An 18,849-nucleotide genomic window follows, 5' to 3' on the forward strand; every position below is an offset into this window, starting at 1 on the left:
ATATATAATAAGAAAATCATGGGCGAGAACCTTATAAAAATCAAGATACTGGGAGGGCTTGCGCTTGTTGCCCTTTCTATACTCATAATATACAACCTTCCTTTAACGCTGGGGCTGGATATTCAGGGCGGCACCAGGCTTGTGCTCGAAGCGCGGTCAACAGAGTCTGTAAAGGCGGGGGATGACGCAGTTTCGGGTGTTATGGCCGTGGTGCGCAACAGGATAGATGCCCTCGGAGTTACGGAGCCGATAATCCAGAGAAAAGGGGCTAACCAGATAGTGGTGGAACTGCCCGGCGTAAAGAACCCGGAGCATGCTATAAAAGTCCTTGGCGAAACGGCTCTTTTGGAATTTGCCGAAGCCGAATGGTCCCCCGGCGACGAAAGCGTGCTGACTAAGGAAAAAGTGGAGCAGGTCTACGGCAAAGGCGCAAGGTTGGACAAGGTCATCTCCTATAAGAACGGGGAGCCAGAGAGCGAAAGGCCCATCATAATCAAGAACACCGTTCTTACCGGGGCCGACCTCAAAGGCGCCTGGCCCAGCGTGGACGAATACGGAAATCCCGTGGTGGACATAGAGTTCAACGCCAAAGGGGCCGGCATCTTTGCAAATGCCACGGAGCGCAGCGTGGGAAGGCCGATCGCCATACTCCTTGACAAAAAAATAATCTCGGCCCCGACCGTAAGAGAACCCATTCCTTCAGGCAAAGCGCAGATCTCAGGCAACTTTACCATAGAAGAAGTGCAGGACCTTGTGGTCCAGCTCAAGGGAGGGTCCCTTCCGGTCCCTGTTGATGTGGTCGGCACCAAGATAGTAGGCCCTACTCTGGGCAGAGATTCTCTGGATAAGAGCAAAGTTGCGGGCGCGGTTGGTTTTTTGGCTATAGTGGTCTTTATGATATTGTATTACAGGCTACCTGGTGTCTTGGCGGTCATATCGTTGCTTATCTATTTCTTTTTAACCCTGGCAGTCCTTTCAGTTCTGCGGACCACGCTCACTCTTCCCGGCATAGCGGGTTTTCTGCTGTCTATCGGCATGGCGGTGGATGCCAATGTGATAATTTTTGAAAGACTTAAAGAAGAGCTTCAACTGGGCAAAAATCTCAGGATCGCGGTGGATGTCAGCTTTAAAAGAGCTTTTGCCGCTATTTTGGACTCAAATGTGACAACAGTTATCGCTGCAGTAACCCTCTTCTGGCTGGGCACCGGGACCATAAAGGGCTTTGCGGTAACGCTTATCGCGGGTATTGCGGTCAGCATGTTCTCCGCCATCGTTATAACAAAATTCATTATGGACCTTATGATCGACTGGAAAATGGTTGATTCGGCAGATTCAGGTCTTCTTTACAGAGGCTTTGGAAAAAAATGAACATTATAGGAAAAAGAAATCTGTGGTTTGTAATATCCGCGGTCCTTATAGCCCTGGGCATTTTCGGGTTTTCCTATAACATCCTTGTCCGCGGCCAGGCCATGAACTTTGGCATAGACTTTACCGGAGGATCGATCACAACACTGAGGTTTGAGCAGAACGCAACTGTAACTTCGAGGCTCGCGGAGGTCCGCGGGGTCCTTTCATCATTCAAGTTCAAAGAGAGCGTCATTCAAAAAGAGGGCGATAACGACATCAGCATAAGGACCGAACCTCTTGACGCGGATGTGCGGGCTCAGATGATGACAGAACTTGAGAAGACCTTTGGCCGGGTCGAACTTCTGGAGGCGGATACAATTGGACCAGTAATAGGAGCCGAACTGCGTTCGCAGGCTTTTTGGGCCCTCCTGATAGCCACCATTGGTATTTTGATCTATGTTTCTTTCAGGTTCGAGTTCAAATACGCAGTTGCAGCTGTTATTGCCCTGTGGCATGATGCTTTCATAACAGTAGGACTCATAGCTCTTCTCTATAGGTCGGTTGATACGGCCTTTATCGCGGCGATACTAACTATAATGGGGTATTCCATCAACGACACTATCGTGATTTTTGACAGGATAAGGGAAAATATCATCAATCAGAAAAAAGGCAAAGTTTCCTTTGCCGAGATAGCCAACACAAGCGTCCTTCAGACCATGGCAAGATCGATCAATACGGTTATCACCGTCCTTTTTATGAACATCTGCCTCTTTTTATTCGGAGGGGCCACCCTCAAAGATTTTGCGCTCACGCTCCTGATAGGTTTTACACTGGGAGGTTATTCTTCCATCTTTATTGCTAGCCCGGTCCTTGTGATGCTGGAGGGCTCTCTTGGCAAGCCAACGAAAAAACCGTCGTGAGCTGGATGGCCACAGGCACAGCGCCGGCGGCATACTGATAATAGCGCTTGCCCTTTATATCCTGCTTGCCACGGTCTCTTCCACGACCTCTCCCGCTTGGACAGGTTATCTGGGCCTTTATATAGTCAAACTGCTTCTGGAAAAGACATTCGGGTTCGGGGTTTTCCTTCTCCCGCTGCTCTTGACCTTTATGGGGGCGATAATGCTGACCAGGCAGGAGCCAAAATCTCTTAAGATACGGCTTTCCGGGTTCATCATCTTTTTTCTGACCTTTATCTGTGCCTGCCAGATGTTTTTCCCCAATTATTACCTGAAAGCCGAATTATTCTGGGTAAAGGGCGCCGGAGGAGCGCTCGGCTATCTTCTTAATTTTGTTCTTTCTTCCCTTGTCGGCGCTGTAGGTACAGTGATAATACTTTCCGCCTTTCTTGTGATCTCCATGATACTGGTCTTTAATATTACTTCCTTTGAGGCTTTTGAGGAATTGTTCGACAGACTGCTCCCAAAAAAGGAGGCAGCTTCTCCAAAAAGGAAACCAAGAAAGGTCAGCATCCAGGGGATCCCTTCCGAGGACAGTTTTGACAAGAGCATTGCCTCGCAGCTGTCGATGATCAAGGAGATAAAACCGCCTGAAGAGGCGGCGCCCAAGGCAGAAGAACCGGTAAAATTTTCGGAGCCTAAAGAGGATAAGCCTGTCAGGCAGTACAAACGCCACTCCTACAAGCTTCCTCCGCTTGATCTTTTGAACACGCTTACCGAAAAGGAAAAACAAAAGGCCATGCGCCTGAGGGAACTGACGGAGCAGCGCAAGAACGACCTTGAAAGGGTGCTGCAGAGCTTTGGGGTGGCCGCTCAGGTGGTCAACATCAGCATAGGGCCGGCAGTTACCAGGTTCGAGGTCCAGCCGGAGCCCGGGGTCAAGGTCAGCAAGATAGCCAATCTTGCCGATGACATCGCCCTTAATCTTGCCTCCGGAGGGGTAAGGATGGAGGCTCCCATACCCGGGAAATCGGTCGTGGGGATAGAGGTCCCGAGCCAGGCGGTCACTCCCGTGCATCTGGGCGAGATCGCAAGAACGGTGGAGTTTTCGCAGAACCCGTCAAAACTGATGATAGGCATAGGTAAAGACATCGCCGGGACCCCGATATTCGGCGACCTTTCAAAAATGCCGCACATACTGATAGCCGGGACCACGGGCTCGGGTAAAAGCGTTGCCATAAATTCGCTCATCATCAGTATTCTTTTGCGCGCAAGGCCGGATGAGGTCAAGTTCATAATGATAGACCCCAAGATGGTGGAGCTGTCGATATACGAAGACATTCCCCATCTGATGGCGCCGGTAGTTACCGACCCCAAAAAAGCGGCCGCCACTTTAAAAGAATGGGTAATAAGGGAAATGGACAGAAGGTACAAAGAGTTCTTTAATGCCGGCGTCCGGAACATAGAGGCGTTCAACAAAAAAGTCGACAAGTTCGAGGGCAGCGGCAAAGAGGACGAGTTCATCCCCGAAAGGCTCCCGTATCTGGTGGTCATTATCGATGAACTGGCGGACATGATGATGGTGGCGGCGGCCGATGTTGAAACCACCATCTGCAGGATAGCCCAGATGGCAAGGGCAACGGGCATCCATCTTGTGGTGGCCACCCAGAGGCCGTCGGTTGATGTCATAACCGGGCTTATCAAGGCCAACATACCTTCGAGGATCTCGTTCGCCGTGGCCACACAGATAGATTCCAGGGTCATCCTTGACATGAGCGGGGCCGAAAAGCTCCTTGGCAAAGGCGACATGCTTTATTCCCCGATAGGTTCCATGAAGCCGATAAGGGTGCAGGGCTCTTATGTGAGCGACGAAGAGATAGAAAAGATCACCAACTTTGTAAAAGCGCAGGCCTCCCCTGAATATTCGGAGGAGATCTTGAACATCAAGGCCAACGGCGATAAAAAGCCGGTAGGCGCATCGGAAAGGGACGAGCTGTTCGGCGAGGCGGCAAAGATAATAATCGAGAGCGGACAGGCTTCGACCTCGCACCTGCAGCGCAGAATGAGGATAGGCTATAACAGGGCCGCGCGCCTTATGGACGAGATGACCGATGCGGGGGTAGTTTCCCAGCCCGAAGGAGAGAACAAGCCGAGAAAGATACTTATGACCCTTGCGCACCTTTCCGAGATGGGGTTTTCAAACGGCGAGGCAAAGCCCGACTTCCCAAAGTTCTAGGATGAAAAAAGCATTCCTTTTTCTGCTGATATTGCTGTTGTCGGCCCCGTGCCTTAGCATCCCGGTTTCCGTTAAAGACGAGGACGGGACCGAGTTCTTTTCTATTTCCGCGCCAAAGAGGATCATCTCCACAATGCCCAGCAATACCGAGATACTGTATGCTCTGGGGCTGGGCAAAAGGGTCATAGCGGTCAGCGACAGGTGCGACTTTCCCCCTGATGCAGCCAGAAAGAAAAAAATAGGTTCCGTCAGCCTCAATGCGGAAGAGATCATCGCTCTTAACCCCGACCTTATAGTAATGCTTGGCAGCGCCCAGAGAGCCCAGATAGAAATGTTGAGAAAGTATAAACTGCCTATCTTTGTGATAGATCCGCGCTCTCTTGAAGAGCTTGCCTCATCAATCCTGCTCCTGGGAAAGATAACCAGGGCCGAGAACGCTTCCAGAAAGATAGTCTGGGACCTGAACAATAAGATTGGCTTGATAGAAAAAGCAAGGGACCCCGAGCGCAGGCCCAGTGTGTTCGTGGAACTGTGGCACGAGCCGGTAATTACGGCTGGGAAAGGGACTTTTATATCAGATATTATCTCGGTATGCGGAGGCGTCAACATCGGGGACAAGGCCGGGGAGGGATACCCCTCCTTTTCCATAGAAAGCCTTGTTGTTGAAGACCCCGATTACATAATTGTCGCAGGCAGCTCCTCTTCGGACATTAAAAAGATCAGTTCCGACAGGCGCCTTGCAAAACTGTCGGCAGTAAGGCATAACAGGATACTTCTTATAGATGCTGATATTATAACCAGGCCGACCCCTAGGCTTGCCTCGGCGCTCGGGCTTATCAATACTTTTATAAGCAGGGGCCATGAATAACCGGAAGCAGACTTTCTTATTCATTACTTTACTCGTTCTTTTGTGCGGATCGGTTTTTCTATCCCTTGTTTTAGGAACGGTCTTTTTGAACCCTTTTGACGGCTCGCCTCTTGCTGGCACGGTACTATGGCAGGTCAGGTTTCCCAGGATCATCCTCTCCGGCCTTGTCGGCGCGATGCTTGCGGTGTCGGGAGCAGTGCTTCAGGCGGTCCTTAAGAACGATCTTGCTGACCCTTATATACTGGGAATTTCTTCGGGCGGAGCCCTGGGAGCGGCGCTGGCCATTGTATTGAGCCTTCCTCTGGCTCTGATATCATCAGCCGCCTTCCTTTCGGCTTTTGCCGCGGTCCTGACAGTGGCATTTATCTCAGGAGCGGGAGGCCGTCGAGACCCTTCTTCCCTGATACTTGCCGGAGTTGCAGTTTCGTCCTTTTCAGGGGCGGTCCTTGCGCTTATGATAGGGGCTTCGGACAAATTAAGGTCGGTATACTTCTGGATTCTCGGGAGTTTTTCATTTGCGGGTATGGAACAGATCTATGTATCGGCAGTTTGTCTTTTTGCAGGGCTTTTTGCCGCGGTCCGGTTAAGCAGGCAGTTGAACGCTTTTCTTTTTGGGGAAGAAGAAGCAAAGTCCCTTGGAGTTGATACCGTTTCGGCAAGATGGGGCCTGCTTTTGGCGGCATCTTTGATGTCCGGGGTTTCGGTGGCCTTTTGCGGAGTGATAGGGTTTGTCGGATTGATGGTCCCGCATATGGTAAGGACCATCTCAGGTCCAAACCATCAGACCCTGATACCATATTCTGCACTGGGGGGAGCCATTTTTATGGTCCTGGCCGATACTGCCTCAAGATGCCTCTTTGTCCCGTCGGAAGTCCCGGTGGGGATCATAACTGCCCTTGGGGGGGCTCCATTCTTTATCTACCTGCTTGTAAGAAGCAAGAGGGCGTCATGAGCCTGTTAGAAATAAGAGAATTGTCGTTTGCCTACAAAAAGGACCCGGTACTGAAAAATATATCTTTTTCTGTCGAAGAAGGGCAGTTTATCGGGCTGCTGGGCCCCAACGGGGGAGGTAAAACCACCCTGCTGCGGGCAATAGGAGCCCTGGTCCCCGTCAAGGCAGGCCGGGTTTTTATCGCTAAAAAGGATGTAAGCGCCATCAAAAGGAGCGAGACAGCCAGGCTTGTTTCATATGTTCCGCAATTGTCAGCCCCTGTCCCCGGATTTACCGTTAACGAAACGGTCCTTATGGGAAGAACTCCCTATCTTAAAGGCTTTTTTCAACCTTCTAAACGGGACCTCCTGGCAGTAGAGCAGGCCATCGAAAGAACGGGACTAACCCCTGTAAAGGAATGGGAGGTTTCTTCCCTTAGCGGAGGTCAGTACCAGAGGGTCCTTATAGCAAGGGCCTTAGCGCAGGAGACCCCGCTGCTTCTGCTGGATGAGCCCACGGCTCACCTGGATATCAGGTTCCAGTCGGAAGTGCTTGCCCTCGTCAAGAGCCTTAAAGAAAAAACGGTCATGGCTTCTTTTCATGACATCTCTCTTGCAAAAAAATATTGCGGCAGGGTCCTGCTGCTTGACCGCGGCTCGGTCGTTGCCGACGGGGAACCCTTAAAGACCCTTTCCGGCCAGACAATAAGGTCCGTTTTTAGCGTAGAACCCTGACCTATTTTCCCCCCTACTTGCCTGATATCTCTGTCCAAAACTGACGATAATACTAATAGAGGGGATTTGCGATAGTTCCCGCAATGCAAAAGGAAGACCATGAATAGAGCAAATTATCTTGGATTTGTTTCCTGCGGAGCGCTTGGCTCCAGCCTGATGCATACTGCGGTCTTTAGAGAACTGCGGAGAGCATTTCCGGATTCAAATATCGGGATCGCTTCTGATCGCAGAGGGGTGGAACTGTTCAGGCACAATCCTTATGGTATAAAAGTATTTGATGTGATGGGGCCCGCCGCACAGCTTGACCGCGATTTTTTTGAGACTTTAGTCCGTATCAAACAGGAGGATTATAACACGGCTTTGGTCTTTAGTCTGAGCGAACCTTATTACATGAGGGTCAGCCAGTATCTGGGCGGATTTGAACACAGGGTCGGGCAAAACGGCGGCGACACGGTAATACTTAATAACTATTACGACAGATTTCTTAACACGCCCGGATATGAGCAAAAGTTTCTGGAAAAATTTGGTTTCACGGACGCTGCTGCTGCGGCCTCCGACTCTTATTTCGGCAGATATAATCTTTCATTCCTTGAGCCTCTGGGGGTTAAAGCGGAGGAACTGTCCTGTCGTCCAGAGATCTGGAGCAGCGCAGATGACAGAGAAGCCGTTGAAAGCCATTTTCGGGAGTTGGGGGTGCAGGAAGAAGACCTTTTAGCGGGCGTCAATATAGGCGGGCGTCAGGGGAACAATTTGTGGAACACCGACAATTACAGCGAATTGATAAAAGGGATGTTTTCGGAATCCGGAGGGCTTGTGCGCGGAAGAGCTCTAAAGGTCATGATCAATTATGCTGCCCACGAGATGTATACATTCACTGACATAATAAGATCTTTGCCAAGGACTCTGCCGGTGTACGGAGTTCCCAAAAATATGAGCACAGGTCAGCTTGCCGAGGCCGTTGGGAGGTGCAATTTCTTCATTTCCACAGATACCGGCGCTGCGCATGTGGCGCAGGCAAGAAAGGTGCCTTCGCTTGTATTATACCCGGATGAACCAATGAGAAAAAGATGGATGTGCCCGGATGCGCAGGTGCTTCCTCTTACCGGTAAAGGCCATGTGAACGATATAGCCGTGAATAAAGCCCTTTTGGCATCCCTTAATGCGATCCTTCAATGGGCGGTGCTGGGATCGAACCAGCGAGCTCCTGCGTGTGAAGCAGGCATTCTACCACTGAACTAACCGCCCGAAGATGGTGGTGGTAAGAACGGATCTTCGAACCATCTCATTGATTATACCTAATACTATTCACGGCTGCAAGAAAAGGGATATCGGCAGGCTTTAGCTTTCAACGGAATATGGTGTGAAAAGCTTCCCTAAACCGGAACTAAGCCTATATAGGCTACCAGCGCGCCATACCGCCTGCACGCACAGCCACTTGTAAGGCGCACCTTCCTTTTTTATTTATTATTTCCATTGGACCTGTCCATTAAAAAATATGTACACATTAATATTTGCACGCGCACTGCACGCACATCGCACATATTAACGCTTTACATAGGATCTTTGTATGATCGCACACAGCCACCGGATAGATGTATTTTGTACGGCACATCACTAACTTTTAGACAGAAAGACAAGGCTTTCTATTTAGGCGCAAAAGACAACGATGAACATTAAAAAACTCTGTAAATACGCTCATTTTAGCTCTAAGAATGTCGCTCCGCTCTTTATTTCTTCCACATCCTAAAGTCCTTATCTTCGTTCAATGGCGACTGCCAATCCACCTAAACCCGCCACCGCCTACGGCGTCGGCTTGGTTTTTCCCCTCCGATACAATTTGCCCTTTTTATTCTTGCCATCGAGATTTTATTCCGGCGGGCGCGTACCTTAGCCCCAATAGAATAAATTCGCGCCCGCCGAGCAGAAAACACTTGATTGTTTATGCCTTTTATTGGTATGATTTAGGCAATTAAAGCTATGGCAAAACTATTGTTCGTTCTTGTAATGCTTCTATTTGCTCCGATATGGCTTCCTTTAATGGTCGTGTACGGAATGATAATCGGGCCGATAGGATATGCGATCCTTTTTTACCAGAAATTCTATGAAGACTATCTGCTCGAGAAAAAACTTTACAAGCATTATCTTGTTTTGAAAAAAGTGGGAAGATGGGAGGATGAGAGAAGAGATCCTTATACCGGATCACGGGAAAAGAATGTGCCTCCTTCTTCTCCGAGAAAAGCCGCTTTTGATGTGGCAATATTAACCGCCCTAATGTTCGTAGTCATGTTCCTGTTTGGTGTTATTGCCGGACCAATAAAAGCGATCATACTTTTCTGCCGCCGGATGTATTTCATGGCTTTCCCAGATGAGATACTTGTAAGGAGAAAAAAGAATGTTTAAGCCTTTGATACTTGTAGTCGATGATGAAAAAGATTTTGCAGATCATTTGGCCGAAACTATCCGCGGTTCGGGGAAATACGATGCAAAAATCGCTAATTCCGCTAAACAGGCATTCATGGAGATTGAAAAGAATAAATGGTTCCTTGATATTCCAAAGAATCGAATAGCCTGCATAATCCTTGATATAAAAATGCCGGAGATGGACGGCATGCAGTTCCTGGAAAAGCTTTGGGAGATAAGGAAAGAAGAATACGAAAAGAGCAGTTCCGAATTAAATCTGGATAAGATGAAGTCTTTCATCCCGGTTATAATTCTAAGCGCCTGGGAAGACGATGAAAAGTGGAAACGGACACCCCGCAAGCTCGCTTATCTAAGAAAACCTGTTAAAGAAGAAGAATTGTTTGCAGCTCTCGATAGAATAACTATCGGGGGTGAGCAGGAAATAGAAAAAATGAAGATCGAAGTGCATGATAAGGGCAAAGAACGAGGCTTTTTGAAATAGCTCAACTAAACTGCCGGAAGTATTATCTTGAATATCGAACCCTTGCCTACCTGGCTCTGAACTTCAATCCTTCCTTTCAGCTCTTCGATGATCTTATAGGAAATACTTAAGCCTAGGCCTGTTCCATTTTCCCAGGTGCTGAAGAACGGATCGAATATCTTTTCGAGGTTTTCCGGCGTTATGCCGGTCCCTGTATCGGAAACCTCAATAACAACCTTTGCGGACCCATTTTCGTTCGTCTCATATGTCTTTAGCATCAAATTTCCGCCATCCGGCATGGCTTTTATGGCATTGCTTGTCAGATTGATCAATACTTGATGAAGATCGTCTTCTATCGCCGATATATCAGGCACAGGTTTAAGGTCCGTTGAAATATTGACATTTTTAGAAGAAACAATACCGATGATATATTGTTTGATCAGGTCATTAACATTAAATACCCTATTTACGGCCTCTTTTGCTTTTGATAAGTGCAGCATCTTATCGATTATGTCAGCGATCCTATCCACATGCTTTATATGCAGGTCCCTCCACTCCTGCAAGTACTTAGCATCTCTAGGTTCTTTTGCCATGAGATTCATTCCCATTCTTATTACGCCTAAAGGATTTCTTATTTCATGCGTGACTCCTGCTGTGAGAGTTCCGAGCGAAGCCAATCTTGCCGATCTTCCAAGCATCTTTTCGGTTTCAAACAGTTTTTTCTGTGTGGAATCAAAATCATGCTTAATCTTTTCGAATGGTTTGATCCGCTCAATAACCGTCGCGATCTGCGGAGCAAGCACTTTAAAGACCGCGATTTCATCACTGCTGTAAGTGTTTTCCGAAAGTTTTCGGCCTATATAAAGCAGTGCGATCAATTTATCAGCGGAATATGAGGGAGCAATATATTCAACATTCTTTTGCAGAGTTTCTTTTAAACCTTTTGGAAGTCTAGAAATCTCGGCAATGAGCTTGTTTGCAAAAAAGTATTCTTTAAGGGGATCATTTGAAAGATGAGCAATGTTGCTTTTAACGCTTTCGTTTGATGGATAACCCTCAAGTAAATGCAATTCCAGTAATGTTGATTCAATATTATTGACCCGGATAGATTCCAACGCGCTCGACAAAGCGTCAAGACTTACGATAGAAGATAACCTTTCAGCCACATCAGCGCTTGTTTTGGCGAGGTCGAATCTCCCCTGTAAGAATAATTTATCAGAAGAGGTTTGGATGAACATTCTCATTCTTTCGAACGCAAAGCCTACAAAAATGCCATAAGCGATGGTCATCGAGACAAAGCCGATATCGATATTTTGTGAGATGAACATTCGATAGGAGGTTACAAGCGCAATATATGATATGCCCAAAATCAACATAGCAGTGCCATAGGCGATGGATTTGCTGACAATGACCGAAATATCCAAAAATTTGGTTTTTGTTATCGCGTAAGCCAGAACCATTGTAAAAAGCCAGGTGAAGCAGTTTGCATAAGGAAATATCGGTATTCCATACACGGGTAAAAACGTCGATGAGCTTCCAATCACTCCGATAACGGTGCTTACAAATAACAATATCAGCCGATCTTTTTTGTTTCCATTTTCATTTTTGATGTTTATCGCTAGCCAGTAAATTGGAAGCAAAAAACAGATAAAATATTCCGCCAAATAGAAAACGTAGTATTTGCCGGCCATGGGGAAGAAGGCGAATCCTGAAATTGGTGACACAGTGGCAATGAAGTCACGCGAGAATATGTTTAAATAAACCAATAACAATGCGAGCGCAAACATTATTCCGGTAAAATAACGACGCGAAATCCCAAGCATGCTCATAACAAAGAGCATATAAAACGGCGGGATCAATATCGCGAAGCCATGAAGAACAATGGACCAATACATTGCCCCGTTGTAAGTTGTAGAGAGGGTATGTTTATAAAGGCCGAATTGCCAGGCTGCCGTTATTAACGACATAACCGAAAAGCTTATGTTTGCTTTTTTCCTTAAGCCTCCCCCAGCCAATAGAAGAAAGGCCAATGCTATACAGGCGACGGAGGTCCATAAGTTTATGTATGCGTAAATTTGAAGATTCATTTTTTCAGGCTAAGGAACCAATAGTTTCCACCTTCATGGGTTTGGAAAATAGAGCTCTCAGAAATATCCGGGAGATTCTTTGTCCACCTCATTATTTGATCTTTCTTTCTGTATATTAAAATCCAATCCCCAAGGAAATCATAATAGGCTCTGTGGGAGCTGTATTCTTCTGAAGCATTGCAAATGATCAATTCGCCGCCCGGCTTTACAAATGAAAAAAGAATCTTTAGTAGGCGTTCGCTTATTCTTTCACTAAGGTAATCAAAAAGGCCGGAGCAATATACGAAATCCTGACCGCTTAGCCTTTCTTGCATATTTTTATCTTTTATGAGACCCATTATATCCGCTCTGATCATTTCGAGCTTTATACCTTTTAAGTCATTTTTTTTAATCTGATCTTCTATATAATCAAATACCTTTTGCTCAAAATCAAAACATGTGAAAGTTATTCCTTGCGGGATATCGTATTGCCGGGTTGCCTCGAACAGCTCTCTGATAGAGCCGCACGCGATGCTTGCGATATTGCGCCCACCTTGCTTGATAACGCTGTAAAGTTTTTCTTTGAGGAACTCTTTTCTTTTTATATTGGACATAGAGATTGGAACGTTACAGCTATATCTATTTACCAGCATATCAAAGGTACTTTCCCCAAGGAATTTTCCCGTTGTTGGGTTGTAATCATACATATAATTCATGACAATGAAATCACCCGGATATCCCAGGGGCTTTTTATTTATTTGGAAATTTACTGCGGGGCTTAATAAGAACTTGCTTAGTTTGTCGTAGTAATAACTTTTATACCCATTAAATGTTTCTAGACTATCCGACAATCTCTCTTTTGTAATAAACTTCCATATTTCTGAAAAGTGCAAATCAAAGACTGCGGAAACGGATTCAAATATCTTAAGGACTCTCTCTTGCCTGGTTTTGATCGACGGGTTATGGTCGTCAAATGTGTTGCATTCAGATTGCAAAGTCTTAAGAAAGGAATAAAACGTTTCTGTTTTTTCTGTGAACCAATTATCTATTATTGCCATAAACGATAATTCTGCCTTTTCACGTTAAGCTCTCAACCAATAGAAATTTGCTTATATTATACTCATAAACACCGCGATTGTCATTAATTTTTGTTCGGCGAAGTTTTGAGGCGGAAATAAAATTGACGTTTATTCTCCGAATCTTTCGTAAATAAACGCTATCACAATTCCGGCGGCAGCTAATCCGGCAAATTGCATGATAATATCCGCGACGATAAAAACATCCGCGACTGCCACTGCCATGTGTTCCCAGAACATCCTCATGACAGTATTGAAATACCAAGCTACTATTCCCGCGAGAAGACCTTTGGAAATAAAGTTTCTTCCGGGAATGCTTTTTTGAAGCGCCGAATATATAAAAACGCAAGGAATAGCCAATATTATATAGCCCAGATAGAGCATAACCATCCACATCAATGTCGGATGCAACACAACCTCTTTATAGAGGCTATAATTTTGCCATGAATGCACTACTTGACGGCCGTATATCAATATTAATCCCAAACTAAAAATAAAATTGGCAAGCGTGCTAAAAACGACATACACTATCGCTCCCACAATTCCAGCGATTATTGCTTTCCAGATTTTCATGTTATTACCTCCGGCTTCTTGACTTAAATTATAGGACATTTCAACAAGTTGTTCAATATTTTGCTTATATTATGGATGATTTTTGGACTATAAGAATTGTGGAGTGAGGAGGAAATGAAAGGATTGCAACAAATCTATTTAGCCTGATAGATATTAGAAGTTGAAAATAGCGCGACTATGTGTAGTGGCAACCATTCAATTTCAACATTAAGATTCTTTTCATCTTGTTTTTTCATTCGCATAATACAGGGAGTTACCGTCTTTTCTTTAATACCAGAAACCAGTTCTTCAATGTATTTTGCGCCTTTAACAGCCTCTGCCAACCTATCTTCAATCAGCAATAGATTGATTTTTTTTAGACAATTCATCATTTCAACAAGATGAGCATTAACATCAAATCTCTCAGGGAGCTTTTGAATTTCATCCCTTAGAAGTTTTTTCCAATCATAATTTGTTAACAATTCGTCTCGATTAAACTGAACTAATATTTGATGCGATTCATCTTTAAATTCGGGGGCAATCACTTCCGAATTAATATCTATATTCCCAACAGGCATGCCACAATGTTGAGCATATGATCTTAGGTTGTAAACAAACCTATATGAAAATACATTATCATAGGCATCGGAACAGGATTTTTTAAATCGCAGAAACCTGTCCGAGTCCTTCCCATAATGTCTTTTAAGATTAGTTTCGGAATGATCAAGGAAAGTTCTAATAGATGACAACAAATTGAGCATGTGTCTATTTATTTCTATAATAATATTTTCCATCCCTATCCAACTCATGGATTGATTCTTCTTATATGCTTCCATAAGATTGCCAAGAAATTTGTTGTAATCATCATAATTAGCAACGACTATCAGAAAAAGCTGTTGATCTCTCGAGAGAGCCGCGAGAGCTTTCCTCGCTTTAACAATCTCTTCATATTCAGAATCGTCAATTTTACGAATCTCATTGATTTTGCCGTCTTCTATCGTTCCAAGAACCCGTTCCACACTTATATCTCCTTCCTCGCTAGAAGGCATTGTAAGAGCGGCATCACTTATTATATCTGTCATATATCCTCCTCAAAGACTCATTCCCTCTGCTCCCATAAATATTGCAGATCTTATCTGCATCGGCTTTATTCCCATATTGATAAAGTTTTTCAACCAATGCTTGTATTACCTCCTTTTTGTAATCCGGGGTAATCGATGCCAACATTTCAATATAGATTTTGCCCACATACCCAGCACTTTCTTTTGTTGTTAATGCTTCAAGCGATTCGATAAAGAATGGTGAGCTAAAATCCGATCCGACATGAGGGGCTACCTGCAGCAGCCATTTTGAATTTTCCTCATTTATTTCATCCAACAAACATGTTAATCTCGACAGATCTGACATGAATTTCGGATAATCCTCTTTCAACTTATCCCTTATTATTGCCTCTCTCTCGAACAGCCACCTCCAAAAGTCTATTATTCTTATTTTTGATTCTTGTATTTGCTTAAGTTCTTCAGAATCATTCTTCACATTCAGATACTTTCTTTGCATCCACAAATAAGACAGGATTTCCTGTAATTGTTTATATTGCCATCTATCAATTACTTTCCTGAATAGCTTGGTTTCATCTGAAAGCGGTTCACTTCCTCTGATATAACCGATCGCTATATGATTTAAAAGGGCCCGGGTATAATTATTATCAAATTCAAGATCAAGAGCCCGCTCATAATGGAACCTCATTTTTTCATATAAATCCACATATACTTTCCCTCCGGACAAATACCCCTGAAAGAATGATATCCAACGAGGATCGTCTTTTGACATACCCTCAACTTCCTTAACTTTGCCTTCCGCCCATGTCCTATTTAAATAAAACAAATTAGGCATATAACGCCCAAAGAAAGTGTATGCTTCATCGATAGTCGTTTCGCCTTTTTTGAATAATTTATCATATTGTGTTGAATAATATGCGTCATCCTTTTGAATATTTTTCTTGTTATCAAGGCGAACTTTCCTTAACATAAGAAGAATTTTTGCTTCAATGATCTTTCCTATTGTAGTATTTATAGCTCTTGACACGGGATCCGGATAACTCGGCTCTTTTGCCGGTTTTGATTCATTGAACATCAGATCAAGCAAATTGTTTGCCTGATCAAGATACGCTTCAGAAAAAGCCCAGGAATCATCTTTGCAGCCTTCCTCTATTAGTTCAGCAAAAGAATTAAACACCCAGACATGTGTATCAAGGTATTCTTCCCTCTGCCCTGCTTTTGCCTCATCCCAAAATGTAGGCTTGTTTATATATTCACCTGCAAAATCAAAGACCTTTTTCCAGTCAAATTCCTTCTTTGCCTTCCATCCTTCAGCAAGTCCGCACAATACATTATGAACATACAAATATTTGGCATTTTTAAAGAGCACAATGTCTTTGACAAATCTGTCAGGGTCTTGCATCACTGCGGACTTTAGTGTATTTGCAAGCCCCTCTTCCGAAGGTCCTTCCCATTTATCACCTTTAAATGAGTTTAGATCCTCTATCAATTTCGTAGTATCCATCTTCATCATTTCCTCTGCTGTCAATGGGGATTTATCCCCGTGATCCATTACCCTTATGAATTTTTTACCTGGCGCCTTTGGTTCTGCCCCAATTTTCTTCACAAGCTCTTCATATCTGCTTTTAAATTCCGCGACATCCTTTAATGGAAGATATTTCCGGAGTTTCCAGCTGTCCATAAATTGTTTATTGTCGTCGGTCCTATAAACCGGATGTCCCGCCTCAATGAGCTCACCTATTCTAATTTTTTGATACTTTGCAAAGCTTCCTATGTTGTTTTTAAATAAGTCATACATCTCGTTTTCATAGTCGCTTTTATAGATAACATTCTCAATCAAATCTTCCTTGAAGTAGATGTCCAATATGTCTTTATACTCCTGCCAGTATTTGTTGATAATAAACAGAGGGATTCTTTTAAATATTGTAAATTTATACTCTGTAATCAGCTTGTTCAATATTTCCTTCCCTTCCGGTTCATTGTTTTTGCATTTTACCGTTAGAATATCCTTCAAGATCATAGTCAGCTGCTCTTTTGCATCGGTAATGCCTAATTCAAGGTTTGAGTCTAATGATTTTAGCCAGATATATGACAAGTCATCATAAAGAGCCCCATAAAGCTTCGCAAGCTTCTCCTTCACTTCCACTTCATTACAGGCTTGTTTAATTTCACTATTTTCTTGTACTTTGGTTGATATCCTATCAACAAAAGAGGTCAGGTCAAGACAGCTCTCCACTGAAAAACTATCAAGCTCAATTCTACTTCGGTCGTGCCTTTCAAAGATCGTTAATTTTACCTTGTTGTCCGTTGCGGGTGGAGTAATTTTATTGATAGAACACTTAAAATCATATTCTTTTACGATTGAATCTTCACCTACAACTCTGCTGATCATAACCTCATAAACATCTTCTGCAATATCAACCGAAAATCGGTTTGATTCGTAAAGCAACATCTGTTTAATCTTATCGGCAATATGATAGACCAACTGTTTGCTACATAGCTTGCCTATCTTTTCATTATTGTCCTGAAATGCTTTTTGAAGCCAATATTGATCAACGACTGTCACATATTCATTGTCTTGATTTAAAAGCTCCTTGCTTGCCATGGTCATTGGCTTCAGCTTGATTTCCACAAGCTCTTTTAATATCTTCTCGGCAATATGGATATCATCGTCACATGTCGCTAAGAATTTTGGCAGTAGTTTTTCAGCAATTTCACCCGATGGCAATCCTATATCAAACCTCGAATGAATCCATTCCCTGATCCAATCCTTACTAATATCTATATTTTTACTTTTTAAAAACTCTACTATATCCACGCTTGGCAAATTAACAAGGATTTTGACGAAATACCACCATGTCCGGTAGTTATCCAATTTATGATTATTCGATGCACTATATTTTGTAATCACTGAAATTATATCCAGCAACTTCCTGCTAGCATTTTTGATGTCCATCCTTGAAATTTTTTCCAGATAAGGCAAAACATTCCATTCAGGAATAGTATAATAACCTTTTTTGTCAGCTGGCTTAGCGACAGGGGCTTTCTCAGAAGAAAAATAACCAAGCCCATTTAGCCACCAAAACCAATCAACGGTATTTATTTTGGTAAAGAAATAATTTCTGATTGGCGGACTAGAGGCTATAAAGAATGTTAAATATATTTTATCGGTTAAGGAGGGCTTATCTTTTGCTAATACTGAGTCCACTATATTAACGATAGAATAATAACTGTTAAACATTTGCCAATTCACCTCCTATTGTTCCTGATATAATGCTTGACTCAACAAATCGACTATCAATCCACTGTGATATTTCAGGAATAAATCTGTCGGTTTCACCATATTTAATCAATGTTATGTTGTATAGATCCTTATAAACAGCTTCATTTTCATCTGTATATTCATGGCTAGGTATTAATGCAAAGTGTTTTATGTCAGAACCTTTTGATTTTGTCGCACCAAACAGATTAAGCAATTCCTTGTCCCTAAAGCCATATCCTATGAATAAAACGGAGTAATTTGATATTATTTCTTTGATATATTTACTAAATTCTGACTGCTCATATAACCTTATATACTGGGACTTGAACCAAAGTGCGGCCTTAAGATTTAAACAATATCCGTGTATATGACAGATGACACCTGAAACAAACTTATTCATCACATAATTACATTCTTCATACAATACTTTGCCAGGGTCAAATTGTTTTGTTCTCTCAAGACAGTCATCAATATTTGTTGTAATGATTTTTGGAAAAGGCTTAACTTTTTTAAGGTTCATAACTAATGGGACATACTTTTCCGAATAAAGCTTATCATCTGGGTATAGGCTGCTTGATAATATTCCCCAAAAATCATCTATTCTTTCTTTATCATCAAATTTCCCGCGACAAACCTCCATCCACTCTTCATTTAAAATACTTTTAAGTACTATTTGTTTAGGAAAAGCTTCCTTCATGACGTCGTGATTATTAAGCTTTTCAATAATTGTATTCCAGTCATAACAACCGGCAATTTTTGATATGCCGGCTCCAATAAATAGCACTGCCTTTTCGTTTGCTATATGATCAAGCCAATAGTCTAACTCATAATTCATACATTCTTTTTCTTGCCAGCCATTCGCCCTTTCTCATCCATTATCCTCTCAAGCAACTTTTCCTCACTCTCAAACCCCCGTTCCTCTTTTTAGGCAAGATCGGC

The 18,849-nt window shown here is 43.6% G+C and carries 14 protein-coding genes and 1 tRNA gene; 8 read left to right on the forward strand and 7 right to left on the reverse strand.

Annotation, left to right across the window (positions count from 1 at the left end; translation table 11 throughout):
- Positions 1-18: 18 nt before the first annotated feature.
- From secD to WC490_04360, 6 genes are read left to right on the forward strand one after another with little or no spacing between them, the layout of a single operon-like run.
- Complete coding sequence (gene secD / locus WC490_04335; protein ID MFA5097836.1) at positions 19-1,368, forward strand: protein translocase subunit SecD; 1,350 nt, start codon at positions 19-21, stop codon at positions 1,366-1,368.
- Positions 1,365-2,267, forward strand: coding sequence for a protein translocase subunit SecF (gene secF, locus WC490_04340; GenBank protein MFA5097837.1), 903 nt, complete (start codon positions 1,365-1,367; stop codon positions 2,265-2,267). Before secD ends, secF begins: the two co-directional genes overlap by 4 nt.
- Entirely contained in the window at positions 2,239-4,482 is a 2,244-nt protein-coding gene (locus WC490_04345) for a DNA translocase FtsK (GenBank protein MFA5097838.1), read from the forward strand. The genes secF and WC490_04345 overlap by 29 nt, the downstream gene beginning before the upstream one ends.
- Before the next feature lies 1 nt (position 4,483).
- Entirely contained in the window at positions 4,484-5,350 is an 867-nt protein-coding gene (locus tag WC490_04350; protein MFA5097839.1) for a helical backbone metal receptor, read from the forward strand.
- Positions 5,343-6,302 carry an iron ABC transporter permease gene (locus tag WC490_04355; GenBank protein MFA5097840.1) on the forward strand — a complete coding sequence of 320 codons (960 nt, stop codon included), beginning with the start codon at positions 5,343-5,345 and terminating at the stop codon, positions 6,300-6,302. The genes WC490_04350 and WC490_04355 overlap by 8 nt, the downstream gene beginning before the upstream one ends.
- Complete coding sequence (locus WC490_04360) at positions 6,299-7,015, forward strand: ABC transporter ATP-binding protein (protein MFA5097841.1); 717 nt, start codon at positions 6,299-6,301, stop codon at positions 7,013-7,015. Before WC490_04355 ends, WC490_04360 begins: the two co-directional genes overlap by 4 nt.
- Before the next feature lie 1,173 nt (positions 7,016-8,188).
- Here the strand turns inward: WC490_04360 and WC490_04365 are convergent.
- Positions 8,189-8,260 (reverse strand) — tRNA-Val (locus WC490_04365).
- A 732-nt stretch (positions 8,261-8,992) separates the two neighbouring features.
- On the opposite strand from WC490_04365, the gene WC490_04370 reads away from it, so the two are divergent.
- A complete protein-coding gene (locus tag WC490_04370) occupies positions 8,993-9,415 on the forward strand; it encodes a hypothetical protein (GenBank protein ID MFA5097842.1) in 423 nt (140 codons plus the stop codon).
- Positions 9,408-9,917, forward strand: coding sequence for a response regulator (locus WC490_04375; GenBank protein MFA5097843.1), 510 nt, complete (start codon positions 9,408-9,410; stop codon positions 9,915-9,917). Before WC490_04370 ends, WC490_04375 begins: the two co-directional genes overlap by 8 nt.
- 5 nt (positions 9,918-9,922) lie before the next feature.
- Here WC490_04375 and WC490_04380 read toward each other — a convergent pair whose 3' ends face one another.
- The 6 genes from WC490_04380 to WC490_04405 all read right to left on the reverse strand — a co-directional run bounded on the left by WC490_04380 (position 9,923) and on the right by WC490_04405 (position 18,745).
- Positions 9,923-11,983, reverse strand: coding sequence for an ATP-binding protein (locus WC490_04380; protein ID MFA5097844.1), 2,061 nt, complete (start codon positions 11,981-11,983; stop codon positions 9,923-9,925).
- Positions 11,980-13,020: a class I SAM-dependent methyltransferase gene (locus tag WC490_04385; GenBank protein MFA5097845.1), complete on the reverse strand. Its 1,041-nt coding sequence runs from the start codon at positions 13,018-13,020 to the stop codon at positions 11,980-11,982. The genes WC490_04380 and WC490_04385 overlap by 4 nt, the downstream gene beginning before the upstream one ends.
- Before the next feature lie 129 nt (positions 13,021-13,149).
- The gene (locus WC490_04390; GenBank protein ID MFA5097846.1) at positions 13,150-13,611 is read right to left on the reverse strand and encodes a hypothetical protein; all 462 of its coding nucleotides are present in this window, start codon (positions 13,609-13,611) and stop codon (positions 13,150-13,152) included.
- Positions 13,612-13,745: 134 nt separating this feature from the next.
- Complete coding sequence (locus WC490_04395; GenBank protein ID MFA5097847.1) at positions 13,746-14,672, reverse strand: hypothetical protein; 927 nt, start codon at positions 14,670-14,672, stop codon at positions 13,746-13,748.
- On the reverse strand, positions 14,653-17,889 hold the full coding sequence (locus WC490_04400; GenBank protein MFA5097848.1) for a hypothetical protein: 3,237 nt from the start codon (positions 17,887-17,889) through the stop codon (positions 14,653-14,655). The genes WC490_04395 and WC490_04400 overlap by 20 nt, the downstream gene beginning before the upstream one ends.
- Positions 17,882-18,745 carry an SIR2 family protein gene (locus WC490_04405; GenBank protein MFA5097849.1) on the reverse strand — a complete coding sequence of 288 codons (864 nt, stop codon included), beginning with the start codon at positions 18,743-18,745 and terminating at the stop codon, positions 17,882-17,884. Before WC490_04405 ends, WC490_04400 begins: the two co-directional genes overlap by 8 nt.
- Between the last annotated feature and the right edge of the window lie 104 nt (positions 18,746-18,849).

The sequence above is a fragment of the Candidatus Margulisiibacteriota bacterium genome (genome assembly GCA_041650635.1).
In the GTDB taxonomy this organism is placed as follows: Bacteria; Margulisbacteria; WOR-1; order JAKLHX01; family JBAZKV01; genus JBAZKV01.